Source organism: Oceanihabitans sediminis, from assembly GCF_003337215.1.
GTDB lineage: Bacteria > Bacteroidota > Bacteroidia > Flavobacteriales > Flavobacteriaceae > Oceanihabitans > Oceanihabitans sediminis.
The window spans coordinates 1,143,004-1,168,799 of sequence record NZ_QPIG01000001.1; the positions used below are offsets into that span (position 1 = coordinate 1,143,004).

A 25,796-nucleotide genomic window follows, 5' to 3' on the forward strand; every position below is an offset into this window, starting at 1 on the left:
AACAATGAAACAATTTTACCTTAAAAAAGTATTAGTATACTTTTTGTTTTTGTTTGCCTTTAGCCTTCATGCGCAAACAAAATCTGCTTCGCAGCAAGCAACAAACACACTTCAAGAACAGTATTTAAACGAAGTGAACCAAAGGTTTTTTGATGAGCATGGTTATGTGCCTTGTGTAACAGATGAAGCTCATGAAATGAGAATGCAAAATGATTCATCAGTTCAGTCTATGGATTCTTTTGAAAACTGGTTAGCACCTTTAGTAGAAGCTAAGAAAGCTAGAATGATTCAAGATATCAATAATGGTTCTACAAGCAGAGTATCTTATACAATTCCTATAATTTTTCACGTAATTACTGGGTCTGTAGGAGATGCTTATGATCTAGATTCTCAATATATTAATGCACAAATAGAGCAACTTAATATAGATTTTAATAACATGGCGGGTAGTTTGCAGCCAGCTGCGCATTCCGCAGATATCACTTTTGTGCCAGCTCAAGTTGACCCTGATGGGAATCCTTTAGCTGAGCCTGGAATTAACAGAGTATATGGTTATTCAGGTCCATATACAATGACAACATTCAATAATAATGTTAAGCCTTATACTGTATGGGATAGAGGTTTGTATGCTAATATTTGGGTAACTAGACTTCAACCTGGCTTATTAGGATATGCGCAATTTCCTTCCAATTCTACCTTACCGGGAATGCCTACCAATGGAGGTTCAGCATCAACAGACGGTGTAGTTGTAACTACAGTAAGTGTTGGTTCTGTTGCTAATCCAAATCCTTATGGGGGGGCTAGCGGTTTAGGACGTACATTAACTCATGAAATTGGTCACTGGGTTGGCTTGCGTCATATATGGGGTGATACAGAATCTTGTGGTGGACCTGGTGATTTCTGTGCAGATACTCCTGATTCTGATGGACCTAATGGAGGTTGTACTCCTACAGACAGCTGTCCGGCTGATGGTTTAGGGCCTGATATGATTGAGAATTATATGGATTATACAAATGATGCATGTATGAACACCTTTACTTTTGACCAAGTAGCACGTATGATTACAGTTATAGAAAATGCAGATGGTTTTGACACATTGATTAATTCACCAACAGGAAATGCTGGACCTGTAATTGCATTTGAATCTTCTACCCTTGAGGAATCAGAAGGTACTAGTTGTGATTTTAGAGATATTGATGTTCCTGTTTCTATTGGATTAGCACCTTCAGCAGATGCTACTGTTACTTTTGTTGCATCAGGAACTGCTACAGATATGGTTGACTATGAAGTTTTAACACCTTCTGTTACTTTTGCAGCAGGTTCTAACGCAAGTCAAACTTTTACCTTAAGAGTTTACGAAGATGCTTTAGTAGAAGATGACGAAACTGTAATTGTAAATATGACATTATCTACAACTGGTGATGCAGAGTTAACAACAAATGGATTTGAAACATTAACATTTACAATTAAAAATGATGATGTTGCACCAGAAGCAGGTTCTTTAGTGACATTATTTGAAGACGATTTTGAAAGTTATACAAACTTTGACATTGAAGCTATAGGGGGATGGACAATGATTGATGGTGATGGTGATTCTACTTATGGAGCTGATGGTTATATTTTTCCTAATCAGCAATATACAGGTACTTTTATAGTATTTAATCCAAGTGCGACCTCACCTTCTGCTGCAGGAGGTGCATGGGACCCTCATAGTGGTTCAAAAGGTTATTATTGTTTCAACTCTTCTGGAGATGTAAGTGGACAAGCTTTAAATGACGACATGATTTTTACTCCGCAAATAACCCTAGATGGTACCAATAGTATGATAAAATATTGGGCTAAAGGTTTAACAAATCATTATGGTGGAGGTGAGCGTTACCGTGTAGGTGTATCTACCTCAAACGATGGAACTGGAATTACTTATTTAACAGATTTCCCATATGTTCAACCAACTTTAGAATGGGCTGAGTATAGTTATTCAATACCATCTTCTTTTGATGGACAGGATGTTTATGTTGTGTTTCATGTAGTATCTGCAGATGAGTTTGTATTTATGCTTGATGATGTATCTGTTACAACAAATGCTACTGCTGAAGTACAGACAGCTGTAAGTACAGATTCTCCTTCTAGTATGAGCATTAAAGAAGCAGGAACTTCTTATGCTTATGATGCAGCAACTAATAATGTTGTAGTAAAATTAGAAAACAATAATACTTTTGACTACGGTTGTGTTAATGTTTCTGTTATGCGTGCAGGTACTGCAGCGCAAGTATATGAAAATGCTACTTCTTCAAATTATGTAGCAGATAAAGCGTTTAATATTACTACGGATAATCAAACAACATCTGGTGATGTTACTTTAGGATTCTATTTTACAGAAGCTGAAATAGCAGGATGGGAAGCTGCAACAGGTAGAAACCGTTCAGAAATAGTAATTATTAGAGAAGTTGATGGTAATGTGGTAGAAAGTGTAGCTGCTACACTAGGAGCTTACGATTCAAATGTTATCTTAGAAGCTGCTTTCTCTGGAGCTAATGGAGATTTCTATTTTGGACCACCAGAAGCTTTAAGTATTACAGAAAATACCTTTGAGAATTTTGCTTTATACCCAAATCCTGCAAAAGGAGAAATTACAGTTCAATTAAACTCTAATGAAGATGTTAAAGTAACTTTATATGATATTAGAGGAAGAGAGGTTTATATGAATACTTTTAGTAATAACCAAGCTACTTTTAATAAAACAATAAGCTTAGAGTCTTTCTCTACAGGATTATATTTAATTAAATTTGAAAGTGGAGCTAAGAAAACAACGAAAAAGATTGTTAAGATGTAATTATACTTCTTAGTTTAAAATGATTAATTAAAGCCCAACACATATGTGTTGGGCTTTTTTTGTTAAAACTCTTAAAGTATATTGTCTACAAATTATTTTATAATTGAACATTAAAAAATATAGGCATTATGTAAAATCAATAATTTAGAGAGTTATAATGTTTTATTATCACTTAATTACTTAATTTAAGTTGTAATATTTAATAAATACCTTTCAAGTACACGAAAAATATTTTATATTGTGAAAATTTTAACACCTATATATTTATGAAACATATTTACAATAAGAAAATATGGTTTTATTTTTTGAGTCTTGCTTTTTTTGGGCTTCATGCACAAACAAAAACAACGCAAAACCAACAACAAAACCCTATTCAAGAACTACAACTTAATGACGTAAATCAAAGATTTTATGATGCGCACGGAGTTGTGAGATGTGCAACTGTTGAAGCACATGAATTAAGAATGCAAAATGATCCATCGGTTCAGTCTATGGATGCATTTGAAAACTGGTTGGCACCTTTAGTAGAAGCTAAAAAGGTTCAGATGTTACAAGATATTAATAATGGTTCTACAGCTAGGCAAGTATATAATATTCCAATTATATTTCATGTTATTACTGGATCTGTAGGGGATGCTAATGATATTGATTCTGCAGCTATTTACGCTCAAATAGATCAATTAAATTTAGATTTTAATAATCAAGCAGGAAGTTCGTATCCAGTAGCTCATTCCGCAGATATCAACTTTGTCCCTGCACAGGTTGATCCAAATGGAAACCCATTAGCAGAGCCTGGAATAGATCGAGTTTATGGGTACCCTAATGCGCAATCCCAAGGAAGTATGGACGGTGGTGTTAAGCAAGCCACTATTTGGGATAGAAATCAATATGCTAATATATGGGTTGCAAACCTTTCAGGGGGGTTACTAGGTTATGCACAATTTCCTTCTAATTCTACCTTGCCAGGAATGCCAGCAAATGGGGGTTCTGCTCAAACTGATGGAGTTGTAATAGGTACTGTGACCGTTGGGTCCGTAGCTATGCCTAATCCAGCGGGTGCACCTTATAATAAGGGACGTACCCTAACTCATGAACTTGGACACTGGATAGGCTTACGTCATATTTGGGGAGATTCTTCTTCATGCTCAAACGATGATTTTTGTGCAGATACTCCAGATGCTACCGATGCTAATTATGGATGCCCTACATTAGATAGTTGTCCTTCTGATGGATTAGGAAATGATATGGTGGAAAACTATATGGACTATACTGATGATTCTTGTATGGATACATTTACCTTTGATCAAGTTGCTCGTATAATTACGGTTATAGAAAATGCAGACGGGTTTGATAATTTAGTAAACTCTACAACAGGAAATTCTTCTCCAACAATAGTTTTTCAAACTACTACTCTTACCGAGTACGAAGGAACAGGATGTGGTTTTAAAGATATAAATGTATCTGTAAATATAGGTGCAGCACCTTCAGCAGATGCTACAGTTACTTTTTCAGCATCTGGAACAGCAACAAATATGGTAGATTATGAAATAATGACACCTAATGTTACTTTTTCTGCAGGTGCAACAGCAAGTCAAACCTTAACAATTAGAGTTTATGAAGATTCCTTTGTAGAGGCAGATGAAACAGTTGTTATAAATATGACATTATCTACTACAGGAGATGCTGAGTTAAGTGCGAATAATACAGTAATACTTACAATTCAAGATGATGATTCTACACCTTTAGAAGGAGGAACCGTTACTTTGTTTAGTGATGATTTCGAATCTTATGATGATTTCGACATAGGTAATATTGGTGGTTGGACTATGAATGATGGTGATGGTGCACCTCACTATGGAGATGCTGATATTGATTTTCCAAATGCATACTATACAGGAACCTTTATTGTATTTAATCCAAGTCAAACAACTCCTGCAGCATCTGCTAACTGGGCACCACATAGTGGTTCTAAAGGATACTATTGCTTTGCAGCAACAACGCCACCAAATAATGATCACATTTTTACAGAGCAAATTAGTCTAAATGGTACAGACAGTGAACTACGTTTGTGGATGCGTTCTTTAACAGATCAGTGGGGTGCAGATCGTTTTAATGTAAAAATTTCAACTACTAACACTAATGTATCTAGTTTCACAACTATTCAGCCGCTGTCTGGATCTGCTACGCCTCATCATGATGCTCCAACGGAATGGACTGAGTATGTATATGATTTATCTGCTTATGATGGTCAAAATATTTATGTAGCTATTCATTGTGTATCGAATGATTCTTATGTACTGATGTTAGACGATATTAGTGTAACAACTTTTGGTCAAGACGAAGTACAAACAACAGTTAACGCTGCAACTTCAGCAAGTATGAATCTTAAAGGAGCAGGTACTGCTTATGCTTTTGATTCTTCAACAGGAAACGTAATGGCGAAAGTTCAGAATAATGATTCTTTCGATTATGGTTGTACAAACGTATCAGTATTACGTGATGGTACTGCAGCACAAGTATATGAAAGTGCGACTTCTTCAAACTATGTTGCAGATAAAGCATTTAGTGTTACTTCAGCAAATTCAAATGTTACTGGAGATACAACTTTAGCTTTTTACTTTACAGAAGCAGAAATTGCTGGATGGGAAGCTGCAACAGGTAGAAACCGTTCAGAAATAGTAATAATTAGAGAGGTAGATGGAAATGCTGTAGAAAGCGTTGCTGCTACTGTTGGTTCTTATGGTTCTGATGTAACATTCGAAGCTTCTTTCTCTGGAGCTAATGGAGATTACTATTTTGGACCACCAGAAGCTTTAAGTATTAAAGAAAATACTTTCGAGAATTTTGCTTTATATCCAAATCCTTCAAAAGGAGAGGTTACTGTTCAGTTAAACTCTAACGAAGATGTTAAAGTAACTTTATATGATATTAGAGGAAGAGAGGTTTACACTAACAATTTTAGTAATGACCAAGCTACTTTTAATAAAACTATAAACTTAGAAACTGTTTCTACAGGATTATACTTAATCCAATTTGAAAGTGGAAACAAGAAAACAACTAAAAAGTTAATTATTAAATAATTGCTTTTTTAATATAATATGAAGGCTGTCTTTTAAGGCAGCCTTTTTTATTTTCAATGGTATTTATAGTATTTTTGCAATACTTTAAAAGACCTAGTTATTTACGGTTTTTTCTAGCAAGAAAGTTAGTATTAAACGTACTATCTAAACTGTTAAAACATTTATCAAGATTATGAGCAAAGCACTTACCGAACAAGAATTACATAATTTAGCAATGAATCATGTTGGAAAAGATCTTGAGAAACGTGGTTTTGAATTTGTAGCAATCAATAGCAAACTAAAAAAACATCCTCAGTTTGTATGTATAGATAAAAACAGTCAGTACTATTTTGTGATAGTTCGCGCTGTAATTCTACCAGAAAACCCTAATAACTATGATGTTATTTGGATGGAATCTTTTAAAAAGCATGCTTTTGAAAAAGATGCTAAAGTTTTATATGCCGGTGTTGGATTGGGAAACCCTAAAGGAGAAGAATTGCCAGTTTATTTAAATGAAGAATATTTAATTGAATATAACGGTATTCAAGTAATAGATATGAACCTTAATTAATATTCTTAAAAGAAGAATCAATCAAATAAAATAACCGAAAAATATACTACATGAAACACTTTTCTTTTCTATTACTAACTGTTGCGTTATTTTATTCTTGTAAGCAAGAACCAAAAAACACCAGACTTTCCGGAGCTGTTTTTGGTACTAGCTATTCTTTAATTTATGATGTAGATACTAATTATCAAAAGCAAGTTGATAGTTTGTTTTATGTCATTAATAAATCGATGTCCACTTATCAGACTAATTCAAATATTTCAAAAGTAAATAGAAATGAATCTAAAACAGTTGATACACATTTTATAAAAGTTCTAGAGGATGCAAAGCGTATTCACAAGCAAACTGAAGGTGTTTTTGACCCTACTATAGGTACTATAGTTAATGCGCTAGGATTTGGTCCAGAAAAGAAAATAAAGAGCTTAGATAGTCTTAAGATTGACAGTTTGATGCAGTATGTGGGTTTAGACAAAATTTATATAGAAGGAACATCTGTTTATAAAAAACACCCTGAAACTTTTATTGATTTTAATGCAATAGCAAAAGGGTATGCGGTTGATGTAGTTGCAGAATTTTTAGAATCTAAAAATGTTTCAAATTATTTAGTTGAAATAGGGGGAGAGATACGTTCTAAAGGAAACAATATAGAAAAAAATTCGGCATGGACAGTTGGAATAGATAAGCCTAATTTTGATGGAACTCAGTCTATTTTAAAGGCAATTCCTCTACAAGATAACGCCATGGCTACTTCTGGTACTTACAGAAAGTTTCAAATAGACGAAGCTGGTAATAGGTATGCACATATCATTGATGCTAAAACAGGTTATCCTAGTAAAACGAATATTTTGGGAGTTTCAGTATTAGCTCCTAATTGTATGACGGCAGATGCTTATGCAACAGCCTTTCAAGCGATGGGAATGGATAAAATAAAAACTTTTTTAACAAACCATCCAGAACTTAAAGTGTTTTTAGTTTTTGAAAATGAAAAACAAGAATTAGAAACCATCAGCTTAAATGGATTTCCTGAATAATTTTGAAACTAGAAAGTGTTATATGTATTAAAATGCACTTAGCAACAATAGGAACCAACCACTCACTAAAAGTAGTCCGCCTATAGGTGTAACGGGACCTAAAAATCGAAGTTTTTTTCCTTTAGCATCCGATAAAACGAGTCCGTAAATACTAAAAGAGAATAATAAAACCCCTAAGGTGAAGCACCAATAGGTAGCAGAAGTTACCATATCACTATTAAAACCTAAAACTAATAATACTATTGCGTGATACATTTGGTATTTAACTCCAACTTCAAAGCTCTGTAATTGATCTGAAGATAAAATTTTCTTTAAAGCATGTGCTCCAAAGGCACCAAAAATAACCGATAGCATTCCTAAGAGTGTAGCCGTAAATATTATAACTTGCTGTGTCATTTATATAATTTTTAGTTCGGTTTTATTTATAAACTACTGGAATAATCTCTCCTTTGGCTAAGCAATATTTTTCAATTTCCTCCTTAGTAAAATTGCTAGTATAATCTACTTCTGCTACTTGGAAGCCAATACTTCTAAGTTTATCGAAATAATCTCTTCCATAAACACGAACGTGATCGTATTGTCCAAATATTTTAGCGCGTTCTTTTTTATCTGTGATACTATCGTCTTCAAAAGTTTTTTCTCTAGATAGGTCTTGCGGAATTTGTAAAATACCATAGCCTCCAGGTTTTAAAACTCGGTAAAGCTCTTGCACGGCTTTCGTGTCGTCCGGAATATGCTCTAATACGTGATTACATAAAATAACATCGTAGCTATTGTCTGCAAAAGGAAGATTGCAGATATCCGCTTTTACATCGGCGATAGGAGATTCTAAATCTGTTGTTGTGTAGTCTAAGTTTTTCAACTTTTTAAAACGATTCAAGAAACATTGTTCTGGAGCAAAATGCAATACGCTTTTATTTGCTGTAAAAAAATCAGTTTCCCTTTTTAGGTATAGCCATAATAATCTATGCCTTTCTAACGAAAGGGTAGAAGGCGATAATACATTATTACGTTGCGTACCATAGCCATAAGGCAAAAAGGATTTGAAACTTTTACCGTCTATTGGGTCTGTAAAATTGCTTCCTTTTAAAAAGAAAGCTAAAACAGGGCGTACTATATAACTTAGCCTAATTAATATAGGCCTAGGAATAATATTAAGAATCGTTTTAAAAAGTCGTTTCATTATTAAAGCACCAATGCTTTCTGGCGGAATTCCTTTTCTTCATCACTTTTAATACCCAAAGCTTCATATATATAAGCAAAAGTTGAAAGTAATTCTGGTTTTCCGTCTACAATAGCAACATCATGTTCAAAATGAGCAGAAGGTTTTCCGTCTAAAGTAGTGATAGTCCACCCATCTCTATGTTGTTTAATGCTTTTTGTTCCTAAGTTAATCATAGGCTCAATTGCTACAACCATTCCTTCAACAAATTTCTTTCCACGACCACGTTTTCCGTAGTTAGGCATTTCAGGATCCTCGTGCATTTTACGACCAATGCCATGACCTACTAACTCTCTTACTACTCCGTAGCCATGATCTTCACAATACTTTTGAATAGCATAACCAACATCGCCAACGCGATTACCAACTTTAAGTTCTCTTATTCCAACGTAAAGAGATTCTTTGGTAACGTCTAATAATTTTTGCGTTTCAGGAGCAATTTCACCTACAGAAAAAGTGTAGGCGTGATCGCCATAAAAACCATTTAAGATGGCACCACAATCTACAGAAATAATATCTCCTTCTTCTAAAGGTGTATTATTAGGAATTCCGTGCACTACCTGTGAGTTCGGACTCATACATAGTGTATTAGGAAAGTCGTATAAACCTAAAAAACCAGGGATAGCCCCTTGGTCTCTAATACAAGTTTCTGCAATTTTATCTAGTTCTAATGATGTTACTCCAGGCTTTACAGCTTTGGCAACCTCTCCTAAGGTTTTAGACACTACTAATGCTGCTTCGCGCATTAACTCTATTTCTTCTCTTGTTTTTACAATGATCATATGCAATAAAATATGATGCAAATATACTTAAAAATAACAATGTGTAATTTTTTAATGAAACATGATATTTAGCAGTTTTTATACTTTTTTAATTTCATAATTTTGCACTTCAAATAAAAGAATATGTTTAAATCAGTAAGTGCTGAAGAAGCAGTAAAAGTAATCAAGTCTAATAATAGAGTTTATATTCAAGCGGCAGCAGCAGCTCCGCAAGCTCTTATACAGGCAATGACAGCGCGTCATGAAGAATTAAGAAATGTAGAGGTTTGTCATTTACATACCGAAGGCGAAGCTCCTTATGCTAATCCAGAATTAAGAGATAGCTTTCATGTGAATTCCTTTTTCATCGGAAAAAATGTTAGACATACCTTAAAAGCAGGGAATGGCTCTTATACACCAGTTTTTTTAAGTGAATTACCACTGCTTTTTAAAAGAAATATCATCGATCTAGATGTTGCTTTAATTCAAGTTTCTGTACCAGATAAACACGGGTATTGCTCTTTAGGGGTTTCGGTAGAAGCTACTTTAGCTGCAATTGACAATGCAACATATGTTATAGCTCAGGTTAATGATCAAATGCCAAGAACCCATGGTGTTGGTATTATTCATGTTTCTGAAATAGATTTATTAGTAGAGTCCAATCAGCCATTACCAGCACATGATATGGTGAAACCTTCAGAAATTGAAAACAAAATAGGAAACTATGTTGCGAGTTTAATTGAAGATAGAAGCACCCTTCAAATGGGTATTGGTAGTATTCCGAATGCGGTATTAACTAGACTAACCAATCATAAAGATTTAGGTTTACATACCGAAATGTTTTCTGATGGTGTAATAGATTTAATTCTTAGCGATGTTATAAACGGAAATTATAAAGGTGTAAATAGAGGGCGTGCTTTAACAACTTTCTTAATGGGGTCTAAACGTTTATATGATTTTGTAGATGATAACCCTTTTGTTGAAATGCAGGTTTCTAATTATACTAATGATGTTTCAAACATTAGAAAAAACCCTAATATGGTAGCAATAAATTCTGCTATTGAGGTGGATCTTACCGGACAAGTCTGTGCAGATTCTATAGGAGCACATATGTACTCTGGAGTAGGGGGTCAGATGGATTTTATAAGAGGAGCTTCTTTAAGTGAAGGGGGAAAAGCAATTATTGCCTTACCATCGGTTACTAAAAACGGTATTAGCCGAATAGTTTCAACATTAAAACCAGGGGCAGGTGTTGTTACAACAAGGTCTCATGTACATTATATTGTGACAGAATATGGTATAGCAAATCTATATGGAAAAACAATTCAACAACGCGTAAAAGCATTAGTTAATATTGCGCATCCAGATCATAGAGAAGCAATAGATAAAGAGTATTTTGAACTAATTAAAGGTTAATTAATAATTAACGATTCTTTCTTAAAAAGGAGAAGAGACTCTTCTTCTTTTTAGGAAGGTTAATCGGACTAGCATTTGGGTCTGCAATTTTTTGGTAAACTTCACCCCAACCTATAAATCCGCCAATATTTCTATCGTCTATAAATAAATCTGCGTGTATTTTTCTACTCTTTGTAGCTTCGTCAAATTTTTCTTCAGGAAAACTGCTGTTTATAGCATAAAACTCAATGCCTTTGCTTTTGCAAAATTCAACAGCTTCGTCTAGGTATTTGCCACTTCTGTATGTCCATAAAATAAGACGATGACCATCTGATTGAAGCTTTTTAAGGGTTTCAATTGCAAATAATTTTGGCTTCCCTATTTTAGGGTAAGCATCATCTACTACGGTACCATCAAAATCGATGGCAAGAATAAGTTTGTCTTTTAAATTCATAGTTACAAAAATAGATTGCAAATCTACAATAAATATAGTTGTTTAAGAAAGACATTAAAGCCTATAAGTTTTGTTATAGCTTCCGTTTACGCTTTATTTCGTTTTTCAATTTGAATGACGTTTGCTTTTATCTGCTGTAAAGCGATGTCTTTGGCTTCAGCATAGGATAGGTCATAAGCTCTTTTTATGGAATTGATTTCTTTTGGAAATTTAGCTAATAGACTATCATAATAGTTGTCTAATTGTTCACTAGTTGGTAATTTGTATTTTAATTTTATTTGAAACCTTCTTAATAAAGCAGAGTCGATTACTTCTAGGTGATTTGTTGCACCTATAAGTAAAGCGGTATCTGACATATTATCTATTTGCTGGATGATAGTATTTACTAGTCGTTGCATTTCTCCAGAATCTTTATTGTCGTAATCTCTTAGTTTTCCTATAAAATCAAATTCATCAATAAACAAGATAGCATTATTATAGGATGTTTTTTTGAAAAGTTCGGTGATGTTTTTTCCGGTTTCTCCTAACTTAGAAGAAACAAACCCACCCAAATTAAGAGTGATTACCTCTTTGTTTAAGGCTTTCCCAATGGCGTGTACTGTTGCTGTTTTTCCACATCCTGTTTTTCCGTGTAATAGAATTTTATTGTCTACCGGAATGTCATACTTTTTAAGAGCTTCTAAATAGGTGAACTCTTCAATAAGCTGGTGGATACTATTTCTAACCTCTTCGCTTAAATGTAATTCTTCAAGCGTTAGGGTTTTGTGTTTGGTTCTTAAAGTGGTATCGTGATAAGCCATAGTTTCATTAGAAAACGAGATGTGTAAAATATTAGTGTGCTAATTAAACTAGAGATTCTCTTGTCATAGCTGCTGGTTGCTCAATACCAATTAATTTTAAGACCGTTGGTGCAATATCTCCTAGAATTCCGTCTTTAATATGTTTTAAATCTTTATCGATTAAAATAATAGGTACTGGATTTGTAGTATGTGCTGTGTTTGGTGTTCCGTCTGGGTTTATCATGGTTTCGCAATTACCATGATCTGCAATTAATATTGTCGTATAATTGTGTTTTAAAGCAGTGTTTGCTAGCTTTTCTACACAAGTATCTACAGCTTCACAAGCTTTTATTGCGGCTTCCATAACTCCTGTATGGCCTACCATGTCTCCGTTTGCAAAGTTTAAACATACAAAGTCGGTTTCCTCTTTTTCTATTTCAGGTATTAATGCATCTGTAAGTTCGTAGGCACTCATCTCTGGCTTTAAATCGTAGGTAGCTACTTTTGGAGAATTTTTTAATATTCTGCTTTCTCCTTTAAAGACTTCTTCTCTTCCGCCTGAAAAGAAAAAGGTGACATGTGGGTACTTTTCCGTTTCGGCAATTCGAATTTGTTTTTTATTATGCTTTGCTAAAACCTCTCCTAAAGTCTCTGTAAGATTGTCTTTATCGTAAATTACCTCTATTCCGGAAAAGGAGTCGTCGTAATTTGTCATGGTAACATAATGCAGGTTTAATTTGTGCATATTTTGTTCATGAAAATCATTCTGCGTTAGGGCATCGGTTAATTGTCTTCCACGATCGGTTCTGAAATTAAAAAAGATTACTACATCCCCTTCTTGAATGGTTGCAATAGCTTTGTTAGAATTATCTACTGCGATGATCGGCTTTATAAATTCGTCGGTAATGTCTTCGTCGTAACTTTCTTCAATAGACTTCAATAAGTTATTGGAAGCTTTTCCTTTTCCGTGAACAATAGCATCGTAAGCCAATTTAACTCGCTCCCAACGCTTGTCTCTGTCCATGGCATAATACCTTCCCGTAATCGAAGCAATTTTCGTTTTTTTGCTTTCAAGAAATTCTTCTAAAGCAGTAATAAATCCGAAGCCAGATTTTGGGTCTACATCTCTACCATCTGTAAAGGCATGAATATATGATTTTTCAATACCGAAGTCTTCTGCAGCTTCAACCAACCCTAATAGATGATTGATGTGAGAATGTACGCCGCCATCACTTACTAAACCTAAAAAGTGAACAGTCTTATTGTTGTTTTTAGCATAATTAAAAGCATTTACTAGCGCTTTTTCTTGCGTTAATGTTTTGTTTTTTACAGCTAGGTTGATTTTTACTAAATCCTGATAAACAATTCGCCCTGCTCCAAGATTCATATGTCCAACCTCAGAATTTCCCATTTGTCCTTCTGGTAAGCCAACATGTAGGCCGTCTGTACGTAAAGTAGCATTTGGATAAGTATGGTAAAGTGAATCTATAAAAGGAGTGTTTGCGTGGTCTATTGCTGAAACTTTTGGGTCTGGAGATTTCCCCCAACCATCAAGAATCATTAAAATAACTTTCTTGTTCATGGGTGTGATTTTTGTGAAATCAAAGATAAAAAAAGAATCCCTTATTGCTTGAAATTATATGATAGGCTTAAATAAAGCTATTATTCTGAAATTTATTTCAGAAGATTTAATTGCAAGTTATCTCTTTTGAATATTTGTATTTAGTTTGTAATCAGTGTTTTGTTTTAGGTTTAGACTAGCCTAATATTTCAAATTAAAATTTTTTAAAAAAAATCTCAAAAATATTTTTATAATAGTAATCTTATTTTCTATATTTGCGCCCGGAATGCGAGAGTAGCTCAGTTGGTAGAGCGTCAGCCTTCCAAGCTGAATGTCGCCGGTTCGAACCCGGTCTCTCGCTCTAGAAGCTTCATCTGTTAGGATGAAGCTTTTTTATTTTAGATCGTTTAATAATGTTTCAGGCTCCATTTCAAACGGGTTTTTGTTCTGCTCAAAGATTCTAGCTGTAAGCTTCCCTTTCAAAGTAATAGTTTTCCCTTTTACTTCTAACCAACTTCCTTCACGTAAACCAACAACTGGTTGCGAATTAAATGCATGAAATTCTTTTATTCTAGTTTCACGTGTTTCTCCTTTATGTGTGGAATTAAGATCTGGATCTAAATAATGCGGATTGATGTTAAAAGGCACAAAACCTAAAGTTTTAAAACTAGGAGGTTGCACAATTGGCATATCGTTGGTAGTATTCATGGTTAGTCCGCAAATATTACTTCCTGCGCTTGTTCCTAAATAAGGCGTGCCGTTTCTTACTGCGTCACTTAGTGCTGTAATTAGGTTGTTTTTATATAGTTGGTTTACTAATACAAAAGTGTTTCCGCCACCAACAAAAATAGCTTCCGCTTTTTCTACTGCCTCTGAAGTGTTTTCATAAGTGTGAATTCCTATTACCTTTTTATTGATTTTCGAAAAAGCTTCGCTTGCCTTTTTAGTGTAATCATCATGTGAAATTCCGCTAGGTCTTGCATAAGGAATAAATAAAATGCTAGAAGCGCTTTTAAAAAATGTTTCTAATTCCTCTAAAAGATATTCTAAATATCCACTTCCGTGAATGGTAGAAGTGCTTGCTATAAGTATGTTTTTCATATTTATTTTTCGTGTAAACGTTTTTTTTTTTCGATTTAACTTCTGTAAAAATACAGAATTGCTTTTAACATAAGTTTATACACCCATTTCATTTTCTTTAAGATTTGAAATACGTTCTTTATAAAACCAAAACCAACTAATTGAAAACCAAATTCTTTTTTCTTGCTATTTTACTGATTTGTATCCAATTTTCTTGGTCGCAAACGGTTGAAATCCACGGAATAATTAAAAGTGAAAATGATGTAGAAAACATTCACATCATTAATAAAACGCTTCAGAAATTTACCGTAACCAATGCTAAAGGTGAATTTATGATTTCCGGGAAACTAAATGATACTTTAGTGGTTTCTTCAGTACAAAGTAAACTGAAAACCATAGTCATTAATATCGAGAACACACTTTCTAAGAGTGTAACTATTACTTTAGAAGAACAAGTTAATGAGCTTGATGAGGTTGTTATAGGTAAAATGCTATCTGGTAATTTGATGCAAGATATTATCGAAGCAGATGGAGAGCCAATTACTGCACAAAAGCTAGGAATACAAAGTTATCAAGGAGTATTAAAAACACATAACGAAAGATTGTTAAACGAAGCAAGTACAGGAGGAGGTTTTATTCCATTAAACCCAATCTTAAACGCTATTTCAGGAAGAACTAAAAGATTAAAAAACAGAGTAAAAATAGATAAACGCAAAACGCTAATGTTTGCTATTAAAACTAGATTATCTGAAGACTTGTTTTTCGATTCGCCTTTAGAACAAGAATATATCATGGATTATTTTTATTTTGTAAGCGATGCTGAAAACTTTAAAGAGATTTGTACTACTAAAAGCGATTTAGAAATTTTAGTGTTTTTAAAAGACAAACTCATAGAATATAAAGCAAACTATATGCCGCCAACTGATTAAGCAATATTGGAATAATCTTTGAAAACATAAAAAAGAATTACTTTAGTATCAAAAAATAAAACTTCCACTTTTAGGAAATACATATGAAAACATTAAAACGTACATTTATTCTATTGCTCTTACCTATTTTCGCATTTACTGCAGCTCACAAATATTATGTTAGTGTAACTCATATAGAATATGTGAAAGAAAAACAATCCCTTCAAATAATTACCAACGTTTTTGTAGATGATTTTGAAAGATTACTACGAGAACGTTATGATGAAAATATTACTTTGAGTATTCCAAATGAACTATCGACAGTAGAAATGTATACAAAGCGATACTTAAATGAGAAAATACAAATTCACATTAACGGAAAACCAGTTACTTATAATTATTTAGGTAAAGAATATGAAAATGATGTTATTTACTTTTATTTAGAAGTAGAAAATGTAAAGGAAATTAAAAGTTTTGCTATTGAAAACCAAGTGCTTCAAGACCTTTTTGAAGAACAGGAAAACGTAATTAGAACCAAGATTAACGGAAAAAATAAAAGCTTTATTTTAAGAAAAGGAAACAATAAAGGAGAGTTAAACTACAATTAATAAACCCAATTATTTAAAATTTTATTATTTTAGGCATCGCTTACTAATTAAAAAAAACAACATGAATAAATTTAAGTCTGTATTGCTTTCGGCAGTTTTTGTAGCGGTAGGAGCTTTTGCTCAAGCCCAAGAAAAAACAGAAAGACAGCAAGGTCACACCAATAACAATAAATTTAAACAACTTTATGATGAGTTTTCTACACCAAACATGTTTAGAACTGCATCTGGAGCTCCAGGTCCTGCTTACTACCAGCAGCAAGCAGACTATAAGATGGACATTGTTTTAGATGATGAAAATGCAAGAATTTCAGGTTCCGAAACCATTACCTATACAAATAACTCACCAGATACTTTAAATTATTTATGGGTGCAGTTAGATCAAAACGTAAGAGCAAAAGACTCTCCATCTCCTTTAATTGAAAATGACGCAGCACAACCTGCAGATACACCAGGTAGTTTTGCAGATACTTTTTTAACAGAACCTTTTGATGGAGGATTCAATATTTTAGAAGTAAAAGATACTAATGGGCGTGATTTACCACACATGATTAACCAAACCATGATGCGTGTTGAAATGCCAAAACCATTAGCAACTGGAGAAAAATTCTCCTTTTCTATAAAATGGTGGTATAATATTAACGACCACGTAAACGGAAGAGGAAGATCTGGATATGAATATTTTCCAGAAGATGATAATAGAGCTTATGTAATAGCTCAATTCCACCCAAGAATGGCGGTTTACAATGATGTTGAAGGTTGGCAAAACTCTCAATTCTGGGGAAGAGATGAGTTTGCGCTTCCTTTCGGAAACTTCGAAGTAAATATTACCGTTCCTGCAGATCATATTTTAGATGGTACAGGAAAATTAATGAATAGAAAAGAAGTGTTTTCTAAAGAAATGATGAAGCGTTATGAGAAAGCTAAAAAATCTTATGACGAACCAGTTTTAATAGTAACACAAGAAGAAGCTGAAGCTGCAGAAAAAACAAAATCTAAAGAAACTAAAACATGGAAGCTTTATGCGGAAAACGTTCGTGACTTTGGTTTTGCAACTTCAAGACGTTGGATTTGGGATATGATGGCTGTAAAGTTAGGAGATAAAGATGTAATGGCGGTTTCTATGTATCCTAAAGAAGGTAACCCATTATGGGAACAATGGTCTACCAAAGCAGTTGCTAGTACCTTAAAGACTTTCTCTAGAATGACTTTTGATTATCCGTACCATAAAGCAATTTCAGTACATGCTAAAAACCAAGGGATGGAATATCCTATGATTTGCTGGAATTATGGTCGTCCTGATAAAGATGGTAACTATAGTGATAGAACAAAATACGGAATGATTAGTGTAATTATCCATGAGGTAGGGCATAATTTCTTCCCAATGATTGTAAATAGTGATGAGCGTCAATGGACATGGATGGACGAAGGTTTAAATACTTTTACACAGTATGTAGCTGAGCAAGATTTTGCAGAGTGGTATCCAGATGCTTTATCCGAAGGACATGATAAATACCCTTCTCGTCGTGGACCAGCAGCTAAGATTGTAGATTATATGGGAGGAGATCAAAACTATATTGCTCCTATCATGACAAAAGGATTAAACGTTTACCAATTTGGAAACAATGCTTACGGTAAACCAGCTACAGCTCTTAATATTTTAAGAGAATCTGTAATGGGACGTGAGTTGTTTGATTATGCTTTTAAAGAATATTCTAACCGTTGGAAGTTTAAACACCCAACACCAGAGGATTTCTTTAGAACCATGGAAGATGCTTCTGCCTTCGATTTAGATTGGTTTTGGAGAGGATGGTTTTATACAACAGATTATGTAGATATAGGAATTAAAGACGTTAAGAAATACTACGTATCAGACGAGCCTAATGCAGAAATTAGAGAAATAGCTAAGCAAAGAGGAATTAATTTAAATGATTTACCTCCTTTAGTATACTTTGTTGAAGAAGGGAGTGTAGATTTTAATGAGTCTTTAAAAGGGAAATCTGTTTTAGAAAACTCTACTACTTTAAACGAGTATATAATGGATAATTTCTCTTCGGCAGAAAGAGCGAAAATCAAAGAGCCTAAATATTTCTATAGTGTTACTTTTGAAAAGCCAGGTGGATTGGTTATGCCTATTATAGTTGAATATACTTACGCAGACGGAACCTCTAAAATGGAAAAATATCCAGCGCAAATATGGAGACTTAACGATGCTGAAGTAAGTAAAACTATAGCTTCAGAAAAAGAAATTGTTTCTATTAAAGTAGATCCAAATTTAGAAACTGCAGACGTAGATACTTCTAATAATTCTTGGCCTAGAGAAGAAGTGAAAAGTAAATTTGATTCTTTTAAAGAAGGAGTTAAGAACTAAACGAAAAATATTTTCAAAAAAAGCCAACTTTTGAGTTGGCTTTTTTTATTTGTATTAAACTACTCACTATATTTGCATTGTGAATATACAGGCAACATATTTGTTTATTAGTGGACCAGAAATAGCTTTAATCCTATTTATAGTGGTTATGGTATTTGGTGCAGATAAAATTCCTGAGATTGCAAGAGGTCTAGGGAAAGGTATGCGTACACTTAAAGACGCAACCAATGACATTAAGCACGAAATATCTAAGAGTGCAGAAGATCATGGTATAGATACTTCTATTACTAAAGGAGTAGACGAAGAGCTTAAAAAGGTAAAAGACGAACTAGAAGAGTTTACAGGTTCTGTAAGAAGAAAACTTTAGTCTATTTCTTTCTGCTTATTGTCAAGCCATCTCGAATAGGTAATAAAACCGTTTCAATTCTATCATCATTTTTAAGAAGCGTATTAAACTCTAATACCGCTTTAGTCGATGTGTCTTTTTCGTTTAAAGGTTCAATAACCTTTCCATGCCATAATACATTATCCGATAAGATGATTCCCCCGGGATTCATTCTATCTATGATTAAATGAAAATAATTTACATAGTTAGGCTTATCAGCATCAATAAAAACCAAATCGTAAGTTTTATCTAACTCAGGAATTATATCTAAGGCATTCCCTAAATGTTGGTGTATTTGCTTTCCATAAGCAGATTTGTCAAAATATTTTCGTTGAAAATCTACCAATTCTTCATTTACATCAATAGTATGAATTTCTCCATCGGCTTGTAATCCTTCTGCTAAGCAAAGCGTAGCGTAACCCGTAAAAGTACCAAGCTCTAATATGGTTTTCGGATTAATAAGCTTAGAAATCATGCTTAAAACGCGTCCTTGATACGGACCAGAAAGCATAATTGGTTGTAATATCTTTTGATAGGTTTCCCTAGTAAGTTGTTGTAGTAATTCTGGTTCTGCTTCAGAATGAGCAACAACGTATTCGTCTAGTTTTTCTGGTAGAAAGTGCATTTTTTATACTTGTAGATATTAACCTAATATTCGTTTTATCAATTTATCTTTAGCCGCTTGATCATCGCCACACAGCCATTGTATGACATTGTCTTCCCAGATATTATCTCGTTCGGTTTCTGTAATAATATTTCTATCAATAGCTAAATCTAAAATTTTACCTGGATAAGAAGATTGCTTTTCGCTTTCCATTTCTCCTAATGGGTAAGGGTCATCTAAGCCCATTAATACCTGTTTAGAGCCTTGGTTTTTGATAAGTAGTTCTAATCCCCCAGTATCGTGTACAAGTGTGTCAAAAAAGATGTTTTTGTGTCCTACAGCTTTTCTTGGGTGACTTTTCCCTTCAAATAAATCTGGTCTTCCATCAAAGCCTTGAATACGTCTTCCTAAATTTATTTGTGCCAACTGTCCTCCATGGGCAAAACAAGTACGCATGTTTGGGAATTTGTCTTGAAAACCATTTAAGGTTAAAAAGTGGTAGGCATCTGCACATTGTGCAAGCATCCATATCAAGTGAAAACGCCAAGAAGTATTTTCTAGTTTAATGAATTTTTCACCATCATAAGGATGAATTTCTACCGCTAAATTATATTTACTCGCAAGTTCAAAAATAGGCTCATTTTCCTCATCAAAAATACAACGCCAAGTTCCAATAGTATCCATATAATGTGTTGGTAAACACAATAACTGCATACCTAATTCTTCAACACAGCGTTCAATTTCCCAACAAGCACCTTGAACAAAGCCTGGATGCACAACAAATCCACAGGTAAATTTGCTTGGGTGTTCCTGCTGTACCTTGGCATTAAAATCATTCTGAAAACGTAAAGCTTTCTTCATTTCTTCTACACGCAACCCATTTCCATATAATTGAGAAAGGTTTAAAACAACAGCATGATCTATTTTATAACGCTCCATCCAAGCTAATTTCTCATTTAAAAAGAAACTAGAATCAGTAATTGGTCTATTCCAATCTTTCTGAAGCATGTATTTTCGGTCTTTGTCCACCCAAAAAATACCTTTGTCTTTCATAAATTGAGGAATTTCCTCTGGGTAAGGAAGTAAGTGAGAATGACCGTTTATTCTTAATTTGCGTTTTTCCATATTTGTCACTCCTGTTTTGGCAGGAATCTACTTTTTAGTTAAAATTATAATGCATTCCTTTTTCGCTGGAATGACAGTTCTAATCTATCTGTGCTTTTTTTGGTGGTTGCATTACCTCCCCGCAATTAGGGCAACTTCTTTTGTCTTTATCGTTGTAGTATTTATCAAAGATTTTTGGCATATCTGTTTCAATATTTTCCACAGTAAAATCTTCTTCATAAAGTTTCGTGACACAATTTTCGCAGAACCAAAGTAACGCATCTCGCATGCCTTCTGGTCTTTTGTACTCAATAACCAATCCAACCGTATTAGCATTTCTTTGAGGTGAATGCGGCACTTTTGGAGGTAATAAATAAATATCACCTTCTCTAATATGTACATCTTTAGGCGTGCCATTATCTATGATTTTTAAAACCATATCTCCTTCAACTTGGTAGAAAAATTCAGGAGTTTCGTTATAATGATAATCCTTTCTGCTATTAGGTCCGCCAACAACCATAACAATAAAATCACCATCTTTCCAAACCACTTTATTACCAACCGGTGGTTTTAAAAGATGTCTGTTTTCTTCAATCCAAGCTTTAAAATTTAAAGGCGAAACTAGTTTACTCATGATTTTATTTTTTGGGCGTTACCTTATCAGGTCAGGCTTTTCACTGTATCTTTTTTTGCCATTTATCGAAGCAAAAAAAGGATGTCGCTACAATCCTTAACGCAGGTTTTTGTTATGTTTTGTGTCCAATCCAAGAAAGCTGATACTTTGCTTAGCTTGTCGATTTTTATTACGGAATATAAAGTTACAAACTTTTTGTTCTTCCACCATCAACCGGTAGATTAATTCCGTTTATATAGGCTGCACGTTCACTAGCTAAAAAGGTAATAGCACTAGCTAACTCTTCAGGTTTAGCAAATCTCTTTGCTGGTACTGCACTTTTCATAGCATTTGCAGATTCTTCTTCTGTAGTACCAGTTTTAGCCGATTTGTTTTTAATTATTTCCGCAAGGCGTTCTGTTCCTGTTGCTCCAGGAAGCACATTGTTTACGGTAATACCAAAAGCTCCTAGCTCATTTGCTAATGTTTTACTCCAGTTTGCAACTGCTCCTCGAATTGTATTACTTACTCCTAATCCGTCTAAAGGTTGTTTTACAGAAGTAGAAATAACATTCACTATTCTTCCGTAGTTTTCTTCTTTCATAAACGGAACAATTGCTTGAGCCAATACATGATTACATTTTAAGTGTTGTGTAAAAGCATCTTCAAATTCTTCAATTTCTGCAGAGAAAACAGGGCCTCCTTTTGGTCCTCCTGTATTATTTACTAGAATATGGAATCCGTGATTTTTTTTAATATAAGCTTCTACTTTTTCTTTTAACTCCTTTGGGTTAGAGAAGTCAGCAACTATATAATCGTGATTTCTTTGTTGAGGTAATTCTTTTAAAGTTGCTTTTAACTTATCTTCATTTCTAGCAATTAATGTTACCTGTACACCTTCTTCTGCAAGAGCAATAGCTGTTGCTTTTCCTATTCCTGCCGTGCTTCCGCAAACTAATGCGTATTTATTGTTGATTTTTAAGTCCATATTTATTTTATTTCTTGGTTTTCTAGATATTAGAAAACTAGTATTTTATACATACATTTTTAGCTTCTGTAAAAAAGCGTAATGCTTCAAATCCGCCTTCACGACCAACTCCAGAGGCTTTTACTCCTCCAAAAGGTGTTCGTAAATCACGCATCATCCAAGTGTTAACCCAAACAATTCCAGCTTGTAGTTGGTTGCTCATGCGCATGGTTCGTTTTAAATTATTTGTCCATAATGTAGCAGATAAACCATACTTAACTTTGTTTGCCATTTGCAAAACATCATCTTCCTTATTAAAAGGCATAATTGTAACTACAGGACCAAATATTTCTTCTTGATTTACTCTACACTCATCATTTGGAACTTCTATGACCGTTGGTTCTAAATAGTAGCCGTTTTCAAAACCATTTATGGTAACTCTATTTCCGCCACAAAGAATTTTTCCATTCTCTTCCTTTGCAATATCTATATATTCTAACACCTTTTCTAGATGCGGTTTAGAAACTAGAGCTCCTATATTTGTTTCTGCTTCCGAAGGATGACCTACTTTAAGTGCTTTTATCTTTTCGACAAAATCCTTTTTAAATTTCTCATAAATGGAAGCTTCTACAAATATTCTACTTCCACATAAACATATTTGTCCTTGATTGGCAAAAGAGGAGCGAACCGTTGTTTGTAACATATCATCGTAATCGCAATCAGCAAATATGATATTTGGGTTTTTTCCGCCTAATTCTAAGGATAGTTTTTTAAACATTGGAGCAGCTACTTTTGCTATATGAGCTCCTGTTGATGTACCTCCTGTAAAACTAATTGCCTTTATATCTTCGTGTTCTATAATGGCTTGACCGGTCGTTGTTCCTAATCCGTGAACAATATTTAAAACTCCTTTAGGTAAACCAGCTTGATTACAGATTTCGCCTAATAAATAGGCGGTCATTGGTGTTACTTCGCTTGGTTTGGCAACTACACAGTTTCCTGCAGCAATAGCAGGAGCGATTTTCCAAGTAAAAAGATAGAGTGGGAGGTTCCAAGGGGAAATACAGCCTACAACACCAATTGGTTGGCGTAGCGTATAGTTTACTGCCTGTTGACCGACACTTTCATGGCTTTCGCTAGCGAATTGTGTAATAGCATTTCCAAAGAACCTAAAGTTGCTTGCTGCTCTAGGTATATCTACAGCTTTTGCTAAACTTATTGGTTTTCCATTGTCTTTGCTTTCAGCTTCTGCAAAACGATCTAAATTACTTTCTAATAACTCGGAAATTTTAATGAGAATCCTGCTTCTTTCTTCCAAAGTGGTTTGTGACCAACTTGGGAAAGCCGATTTTGCAGCGATATAAGCATTTTCTACGTCTTCTTTAGTAGAATTGGGTATTCGACTGTAAACTTCCCCGTTAGCAGGGTTGTAGTTGTCTAGCCAATTGTCTTGAATAGGACTTTGAAAGTTTCCGTTTATGAAGTTTTTGATGTTTTCCATTTTGTCATTCTTACGAAAGCAAGAGCCTGCTTTTTAATTATAATTTGTTTTGGCTTCCTGTAAATATAGGAAGGTAACTAGGCTTTTTTGTAAGCCATTACTTTAATTTCAACTACCAAATCTGGATGTGGTAATTGGTGAACAGCAACGGTGGTTCTTGTTGGTCCAGTTTCTTTATCAAAAAACTCAGCATATGCTTTGTTGTATCCAGCAAAGTCATTCATATTTACAAGGAAAGAGGTTACATCTACCACGTCTTTTAAGGAAGCTCCTTCTTTTTGTAAGTTGGCATCTATATTTTTTAAAACTTCTCTTGTTTGTACTTCTGCGTTCAGACGTTTTGTTCCCATTTCATCAATAATATCTACTCCTGCAATGGTATTGTCTGATCTTCTAGAACTTGTTCCAGAAACAAAAATAAAGTCGCCTACGCGTTTTGTATGTGGGTATGCTCCTCTAGGTGTTACTTTTTTTTCCATAATGTTTTATTTCTATAAAATTGAAATATTATTTTTTTGAATTGTTAGTATTGTAGTCCTGCAATTCTATCGTCTTCTAAAATAGCTTCTGTTGCTTGTTGTACTTTTTTCAATAAAACTTCAGGGGCCTCTTGAGGGTTAATCTCCTTGTCTGCTAACATATTTAAAATAGCTTTATCCTGCGCTCTTCCTTTTTTCATAGCATCTAAATAAGGAATGTCTTCATGGAAAGTTACCAAGGAATATTTAGAAAAATATTCTTTTGGAAACTGTTTTTCTAAAGTCATTTCTATACTGCGTTTTTCTTTAAAAATTGGGTTTGCTACGTGGTCACGCATTTCGTAATAGTTGTCTATTGCTAAATCAGCAATAGCATCTGCATCTGCTTTACGCGTTTTTTCATAAACCTTAAAGACGGTTTCCCAATCCCCTTCATGTTTGTCTAGTATAGCATCAAAAACACTTACATCTTCAAAAGAAGCGTTCATTCCTTGTCCGTAGAATGGAACAATTGCATGTGCAGCATCTCCCATTAAAACATTTTTATTTTGATAATGCCAAGGAGAGCATTTAACTGTACCTAAGGCACCAGTAGGGTTGTTTGCGAATTCTTCAACGATGTTTGGAATTAAAGTCAATGCGTCGGGGAATTGCGCTTGGAAAAACTCTTTTATTGTTTTTTCTGAAGTTAGATTTTTGAAATTATATTCTCCTTCTTCATAGCTTAAAAATAAAGTAACGGTAAAGCTTCCGTCTAAATTTGGAAGCGCAATTAACATGTATTCCCCTCGTGGCCAAATATGTAAATAATCTTTGCTTATTAGGTGTTTTCCATCTTTTGAAGCAGGAATTTCTAATTCTTTATAACCGTGTGTTAAATAGTTTTGTGCGTAGCTAAAAAGAAACTTGCGCTCTAAATAATAGCTTTTTCTTAATGCAGAACCTGCTCCGTCTGTACCAAAAATAACATCTCCTTTGGCTTCTATTTTTGTTTTCGTTTCGTGATCGTAGAAAGTAGCGATGTTGTTTTCTATATCTACATGCTCACATTCTTTATTGAAATGAATTTGCAGGTTTTTGTGTTTTTCGGCTTCGGTAAGGAGCATTCCGTTTAGGTCCCCTCTAGAAATAGAATTAATATACTCGCCTTCACGACCAGAGTAGTTTGAAGGGAAAGTGTTTCCTTTGTTATCGTGCATTAACCTACCATACATAGGAATGCATAGTGGTTTTACTTTGTCTTCGACTCCAGCTAACCTCATAGCTTTTAAACCACGGTCTGAAAGCGCTAAATTTATAGATCTTCCAGCAGAAATATCTGTAGTACGTAAGTCTGGTCTGCTTTCGTAAAGGTTTATTGTGTATCCTCGTTGTGCTAAACGTAAAGCTAATAAAGAACCGCATAGTCCAGCTCCAATAATTATTATGTTGTCTTTTTTAGTCATTTGTTTTTATATGGTTTTTAGCAGCTGAATTTCTTCGTATGATAATCTAAGCTTTTTTAAGGATATTTTTA

At 34.1% G+C, this 25,796-nt stretch carries 23 protein-coding genes and 1 tRNA gene; 10 read left to right on the plus strand and 14 right to left on the minus strand.

Annotation, left to right across the window (positions count from 1 at the left end):
- The first annotated feature begins 4 nt into the window (after positions 1-4).
- The 4 genes from DU428_RS05140 (at position 5) to DU428_RS05155 (ending at position 7,491) form a co-directional block, all read left to right on the plus strand.
- A complete protein-coding gene (locus tag DU428_RS05140) occupies positions 5-2,833 on the plus strand; it encodes a T9SS-dependent choice-of-anchor J family protein (RefSeq protein WP_113966250.1) in 2,829 nt (942 codons plus the stop codon).
- Between the two features lie 266 nt (positions 2,834-3,099).
- Positions 3,100-5,913: a T9SS-dependent choice-of-anchor J family protein gene (locus DU428_RS05145; protein WP_113966251.1), complete on the plus strand. Its 2,814-nt coding sequence runs from the start codon at positions 3,100-3,102 to the stop codon at positions 5,911-5,913.
- 172 nt (positions 5,914-6,085) lie between these two features.
- A complete protein-coding gene (locus tag DU428_RS05150; protein WP_072349889.1) occupies positions 6,086-6,463 on the plus strand; it encodes a Na(+)-translocating NADH-quinone reductase subunit F in 378 nt (125 codons plus the stop codon).
- A gap of 50 nt (positions 6,464-6,513) precedes the next feature.
- Positions 6,514-7,491: an FAD:protein FMN transferase gene (locus DU428_RS05155; protein WP_113966252.1), complete on the plus strand. Its 978-nt coding sequence runs from the start codon at positions 6,514-6,516 to the stop codon at positions 7,489-7,491.
- Positions 7,492-7,518: 27 nt separating this feature from the next.
- On the opposite strand, the gene DU428_RS05160 is transcribed toward DU428_RS05155, so the two are convergent.
- From DU428_RS05160 to map, 3 genes are read right to left on the minus strand one after another with little or no spacing between them, the layout of a single operon-like run.
- Positions 7,519-7,887 (minus strand): DUF423 domain-containing protein, encoded by a 369-nt coding sequence (locus tag DU428_RS05160; RefSeq protein ID WP_113966253.1) that lies wholly within the window; start codon positions 7,885-7,887, stop codon positions 7,519-7,521.
- A 22-nt stretch (positions 7,888-7,909) separates the two neighbouring features.
- Positions 7,910-8,674, minus strand: a complete 765-nt coding sequence (locus DU428_RS05165; protein WP_113966254.1) for a class I SAM-dependent methyltransferase — start codon at positions 8,672-8,674, stop codon at positions 7,910-7,912.
- A 2-nt stretch (positions 8,675-8,676) separates the two neighbouring features.
- Positions 8,677-9,495 (minus strand): type I methionyl aminopeptidase, encoded by an 819-nt coding sequence (map, locus tag DU428_RS05170; RefSeq protein WP_072349885.1) that lies wholly within the window; start codon positions 9,493-9,495, stop codon positions 8,677-8,679.
- Between the two features lie 123 nt (positions 9,496-9,618).
- Here map and DU428_RS05175 point away from each other — a divergent pair, with 123 nt between their 5' ends.
- Positions 9,619-10,890, plus strand: a complete 1,272-nt coding sequence (locus tag DU428_RS05175; protein ID WP_072349884.1) for an acetyl-CoA hydrolase/transferase family protein — start codon at positions 9,619-9,621, stop codon at positions 10,888-10,890.
- 7 nt (positions 10,891-10,897) lie between these two features.
- Here the strand turns inward: DU428_RS05175 and DU428_RS05180 are convergent, their stop codons facing one another.
- The 3 genes from DU428_RS05180 to gpmI form a co-directional block, all read right to left on the minus strand.
- Entirely contained in the window at positions 10,898-11,323 is a 426-nt protein-coding gene (locus DU428_RS05180; protein ID WP_072349883.1) for a BT0820 family HAD-type phosphatase, read from the minus strand.
- An 86-nt stretch (positions 11,324-11,409) separates the two neighbouring features.
- Positions 11,410-12,123, minus strand: a complete 714-nt coding sequence (locus tag DU428_RS05185; protein WP_113966255.1) for an AAA family ATPase — start codon at positions 12,121-12,123, stop codon at positions 11,410-11,412.
- 43 nt (positions 12,124-12,166) lie between these two features.
- Entirely contained in the window at positions 12,167-13,684 is a 1,518-nt protein-coding gene (gene gpmI / locus DU428_RS05190) for a 2,3-bisphosphoglycerate-independent phosphoglycerate mutase (RefSeq protein WP_113966256.1), read from the minus strand.
- A gap of 267 nt (positions 13,685-13,951) precedes the next feature.
- Between gpmI and DU428_RS05195 the strand changes: the two genes are divergently transcribed.
- A tRNA-Gly gene (locus DU428_RS05195) sits at positions 13,952-14,024 on the plus strand.
- A 32-nt stretch (positions 14,025-14,056) separates the two neighbouring features.
- Here the strand turns inward: DU428_RS05195 and pepE are convergent.
- A complete protein-coding gene (gene pepE / locus DU428_RS05200; RefSeq protein WP_072349880.1) occupies positions 14,057-14,764 on the minus strand; it encodes a dipeptidase PepE in 708 nt (235 codons plus the stop codon).
- A gap of 140 nt (positions 14,765-14,904) precedes the next feature.
- Here pepE and DU428_RS05205 point away from each other — a divergent pair, with 140 nt between their 5' ends.
- From DU428_RS05205 to DU428_RS05220, 4 genes are all read left to right on the plus strand, one after another.
- On the plus strand, positions 14,905-15,672 hold the full coding sequence (locus DU428_RS05205; RefSeq protein WP_113966257.1) for a carboxypeptidase-like regulatory domain-containing protein: 768 nt from the start codon (positions 14,905-14,907) through the stop codon (positions 15,670-15,672).
- An 83-nt stretch (positions 15,673-15,755) separates the two neighbouring features.
- Positions 15,756-16,259 carry a DUF6702 family protein gene (locus DU428_RS05210; protein WP_072349878.1) on the plus strand — a complete coding sequence of 168 codons (504 nt, stop codon included), beginning with the start codon at positions 15,756-15,758 and terminating at the stop codon, positions 16,257-16,259.
- 61 nt (positions 16,260-16,320) lie between these two features.
- Positions 16,321-18,627 (plus strand): M1 family metallopeptidase, encoded by a 2,307-nt coding sequence (locus tag DU428_RS05215; protein WP_113966258.1) that lies wholly within the window; start codon positions 16,321-16,323, stop codon positions 18,625-18,627.
- Positions 18,628-18,706: 79 nt separating this feature from the next.
- The gene (locus tag DU428_RS05220; RefSeq protein WP_072349876.1) at positions 18,707-18,994 is read left to right on the plus strand and encodes a Sec-independent protein translocase subunit TatA/TatB; all 288 of its coding nucleotides are present in this window, start codon (positions 18,707-18,709) and stop codon (positions 18,992-18,994) included.
- Between the two features lies 1 nt (position 18,995).
- On the opposite strand, the gene DU428_RS05225 is transcribed toward DU428_RS05220, so the two are convergent.
- From DU428_RS05225 to DU428_RS05255, 7 genes are all read right to left on the minus strand, one after another.
- The gene (locus DU428_RS05225; RefSeq protein WP_072349875.1) at positions 18,996-19,637 is read right to left on the minus strand and encodes an O-methyltransferase; all 642 of its coding nucleotides are present in this window, start codon (positions 19,635-19,637) and stop codon (positions 18,996-18,998) included.
- An 18-nt stretch (positions 19,638-19,655) separates the two neighbouring features.
- Positions 19,656-20,741 (minus strand): amidohydrolase family protein, encoded by a 1,086-nt coding sequence (locus DU428_RS05230; RefSeq protein ID WP_072349874.1) that lies wholly within the window; start codon positions 20,739-20,741, stop codon positions 19,656-19,658.
- Positions 20,742-20,820: 79 nt separating this feature from the next.
- Positions 20,821-21,354 carry a 3-hydroxyanthranilate 3,4-dioxygenase gene (locus tag DU428_RS05235; RefSeq protein ID WP_072349873.1) on the minus strand — a complete coding sequence of 178 codons (534 nt, stop codon included), beginning with the start codon at positions 21,352-21,354 and terminating at the stop codon, positions 20,821-20,823.
- Between the two features lie 184 nt (positions 21,355-21,538).
- Complete coding sequence (locus tag DU428_RS05240; protein WP_113966259.1) at positions 21,539-22,321, minus strand: SDR family oxidoreductase; 783 nt, start codon at positions 22,319-22,321, stop codon at positions 21,539-21,541.
- A 37-nt stretch (positions 22,322-22,358) separates the two neighbouring features.
- A complete protein-coding gene (locus tag DU428_RS05245) occupies positions 22,359-23,801 on the minus strand; it encodes an aldehyde dehydrogenase (protein WP_072349871.1) in 1,443 nt (480 codons plus the stop codon).
- A 77-nt stretch (positions 23,802-23,878) separates the two neighbouring features.
- The gene (locus tag DU428_RS05250; protein ID WP_207802359.1) at positions 23,879-24,280 is read right to left on the minus strand and encodes a RidA family protein; all 402 of its coding nucleotides are present in this window, start codon (positions 24,278-24,280) and stop codon (positions 23,879-23,881) included.
- 44 nt (positions 24,281-24,324) lie between these two features.
- Positions 24,325-25,725 carry an FAD-dependent oxidoreductase gene (locus DU428_RS05255; protein ID WP_072349869.1) on the minus strand — a complete coding sequence of 467 codons (1,401 nt, stop codon included), beginning with the start codon at positions 25,723-25,725 and terminating at the stop codon, positions 24,325-24,327.
- Between the last annotated feature and the right edge of the window lie 71 nt (positions 25,726-25,796).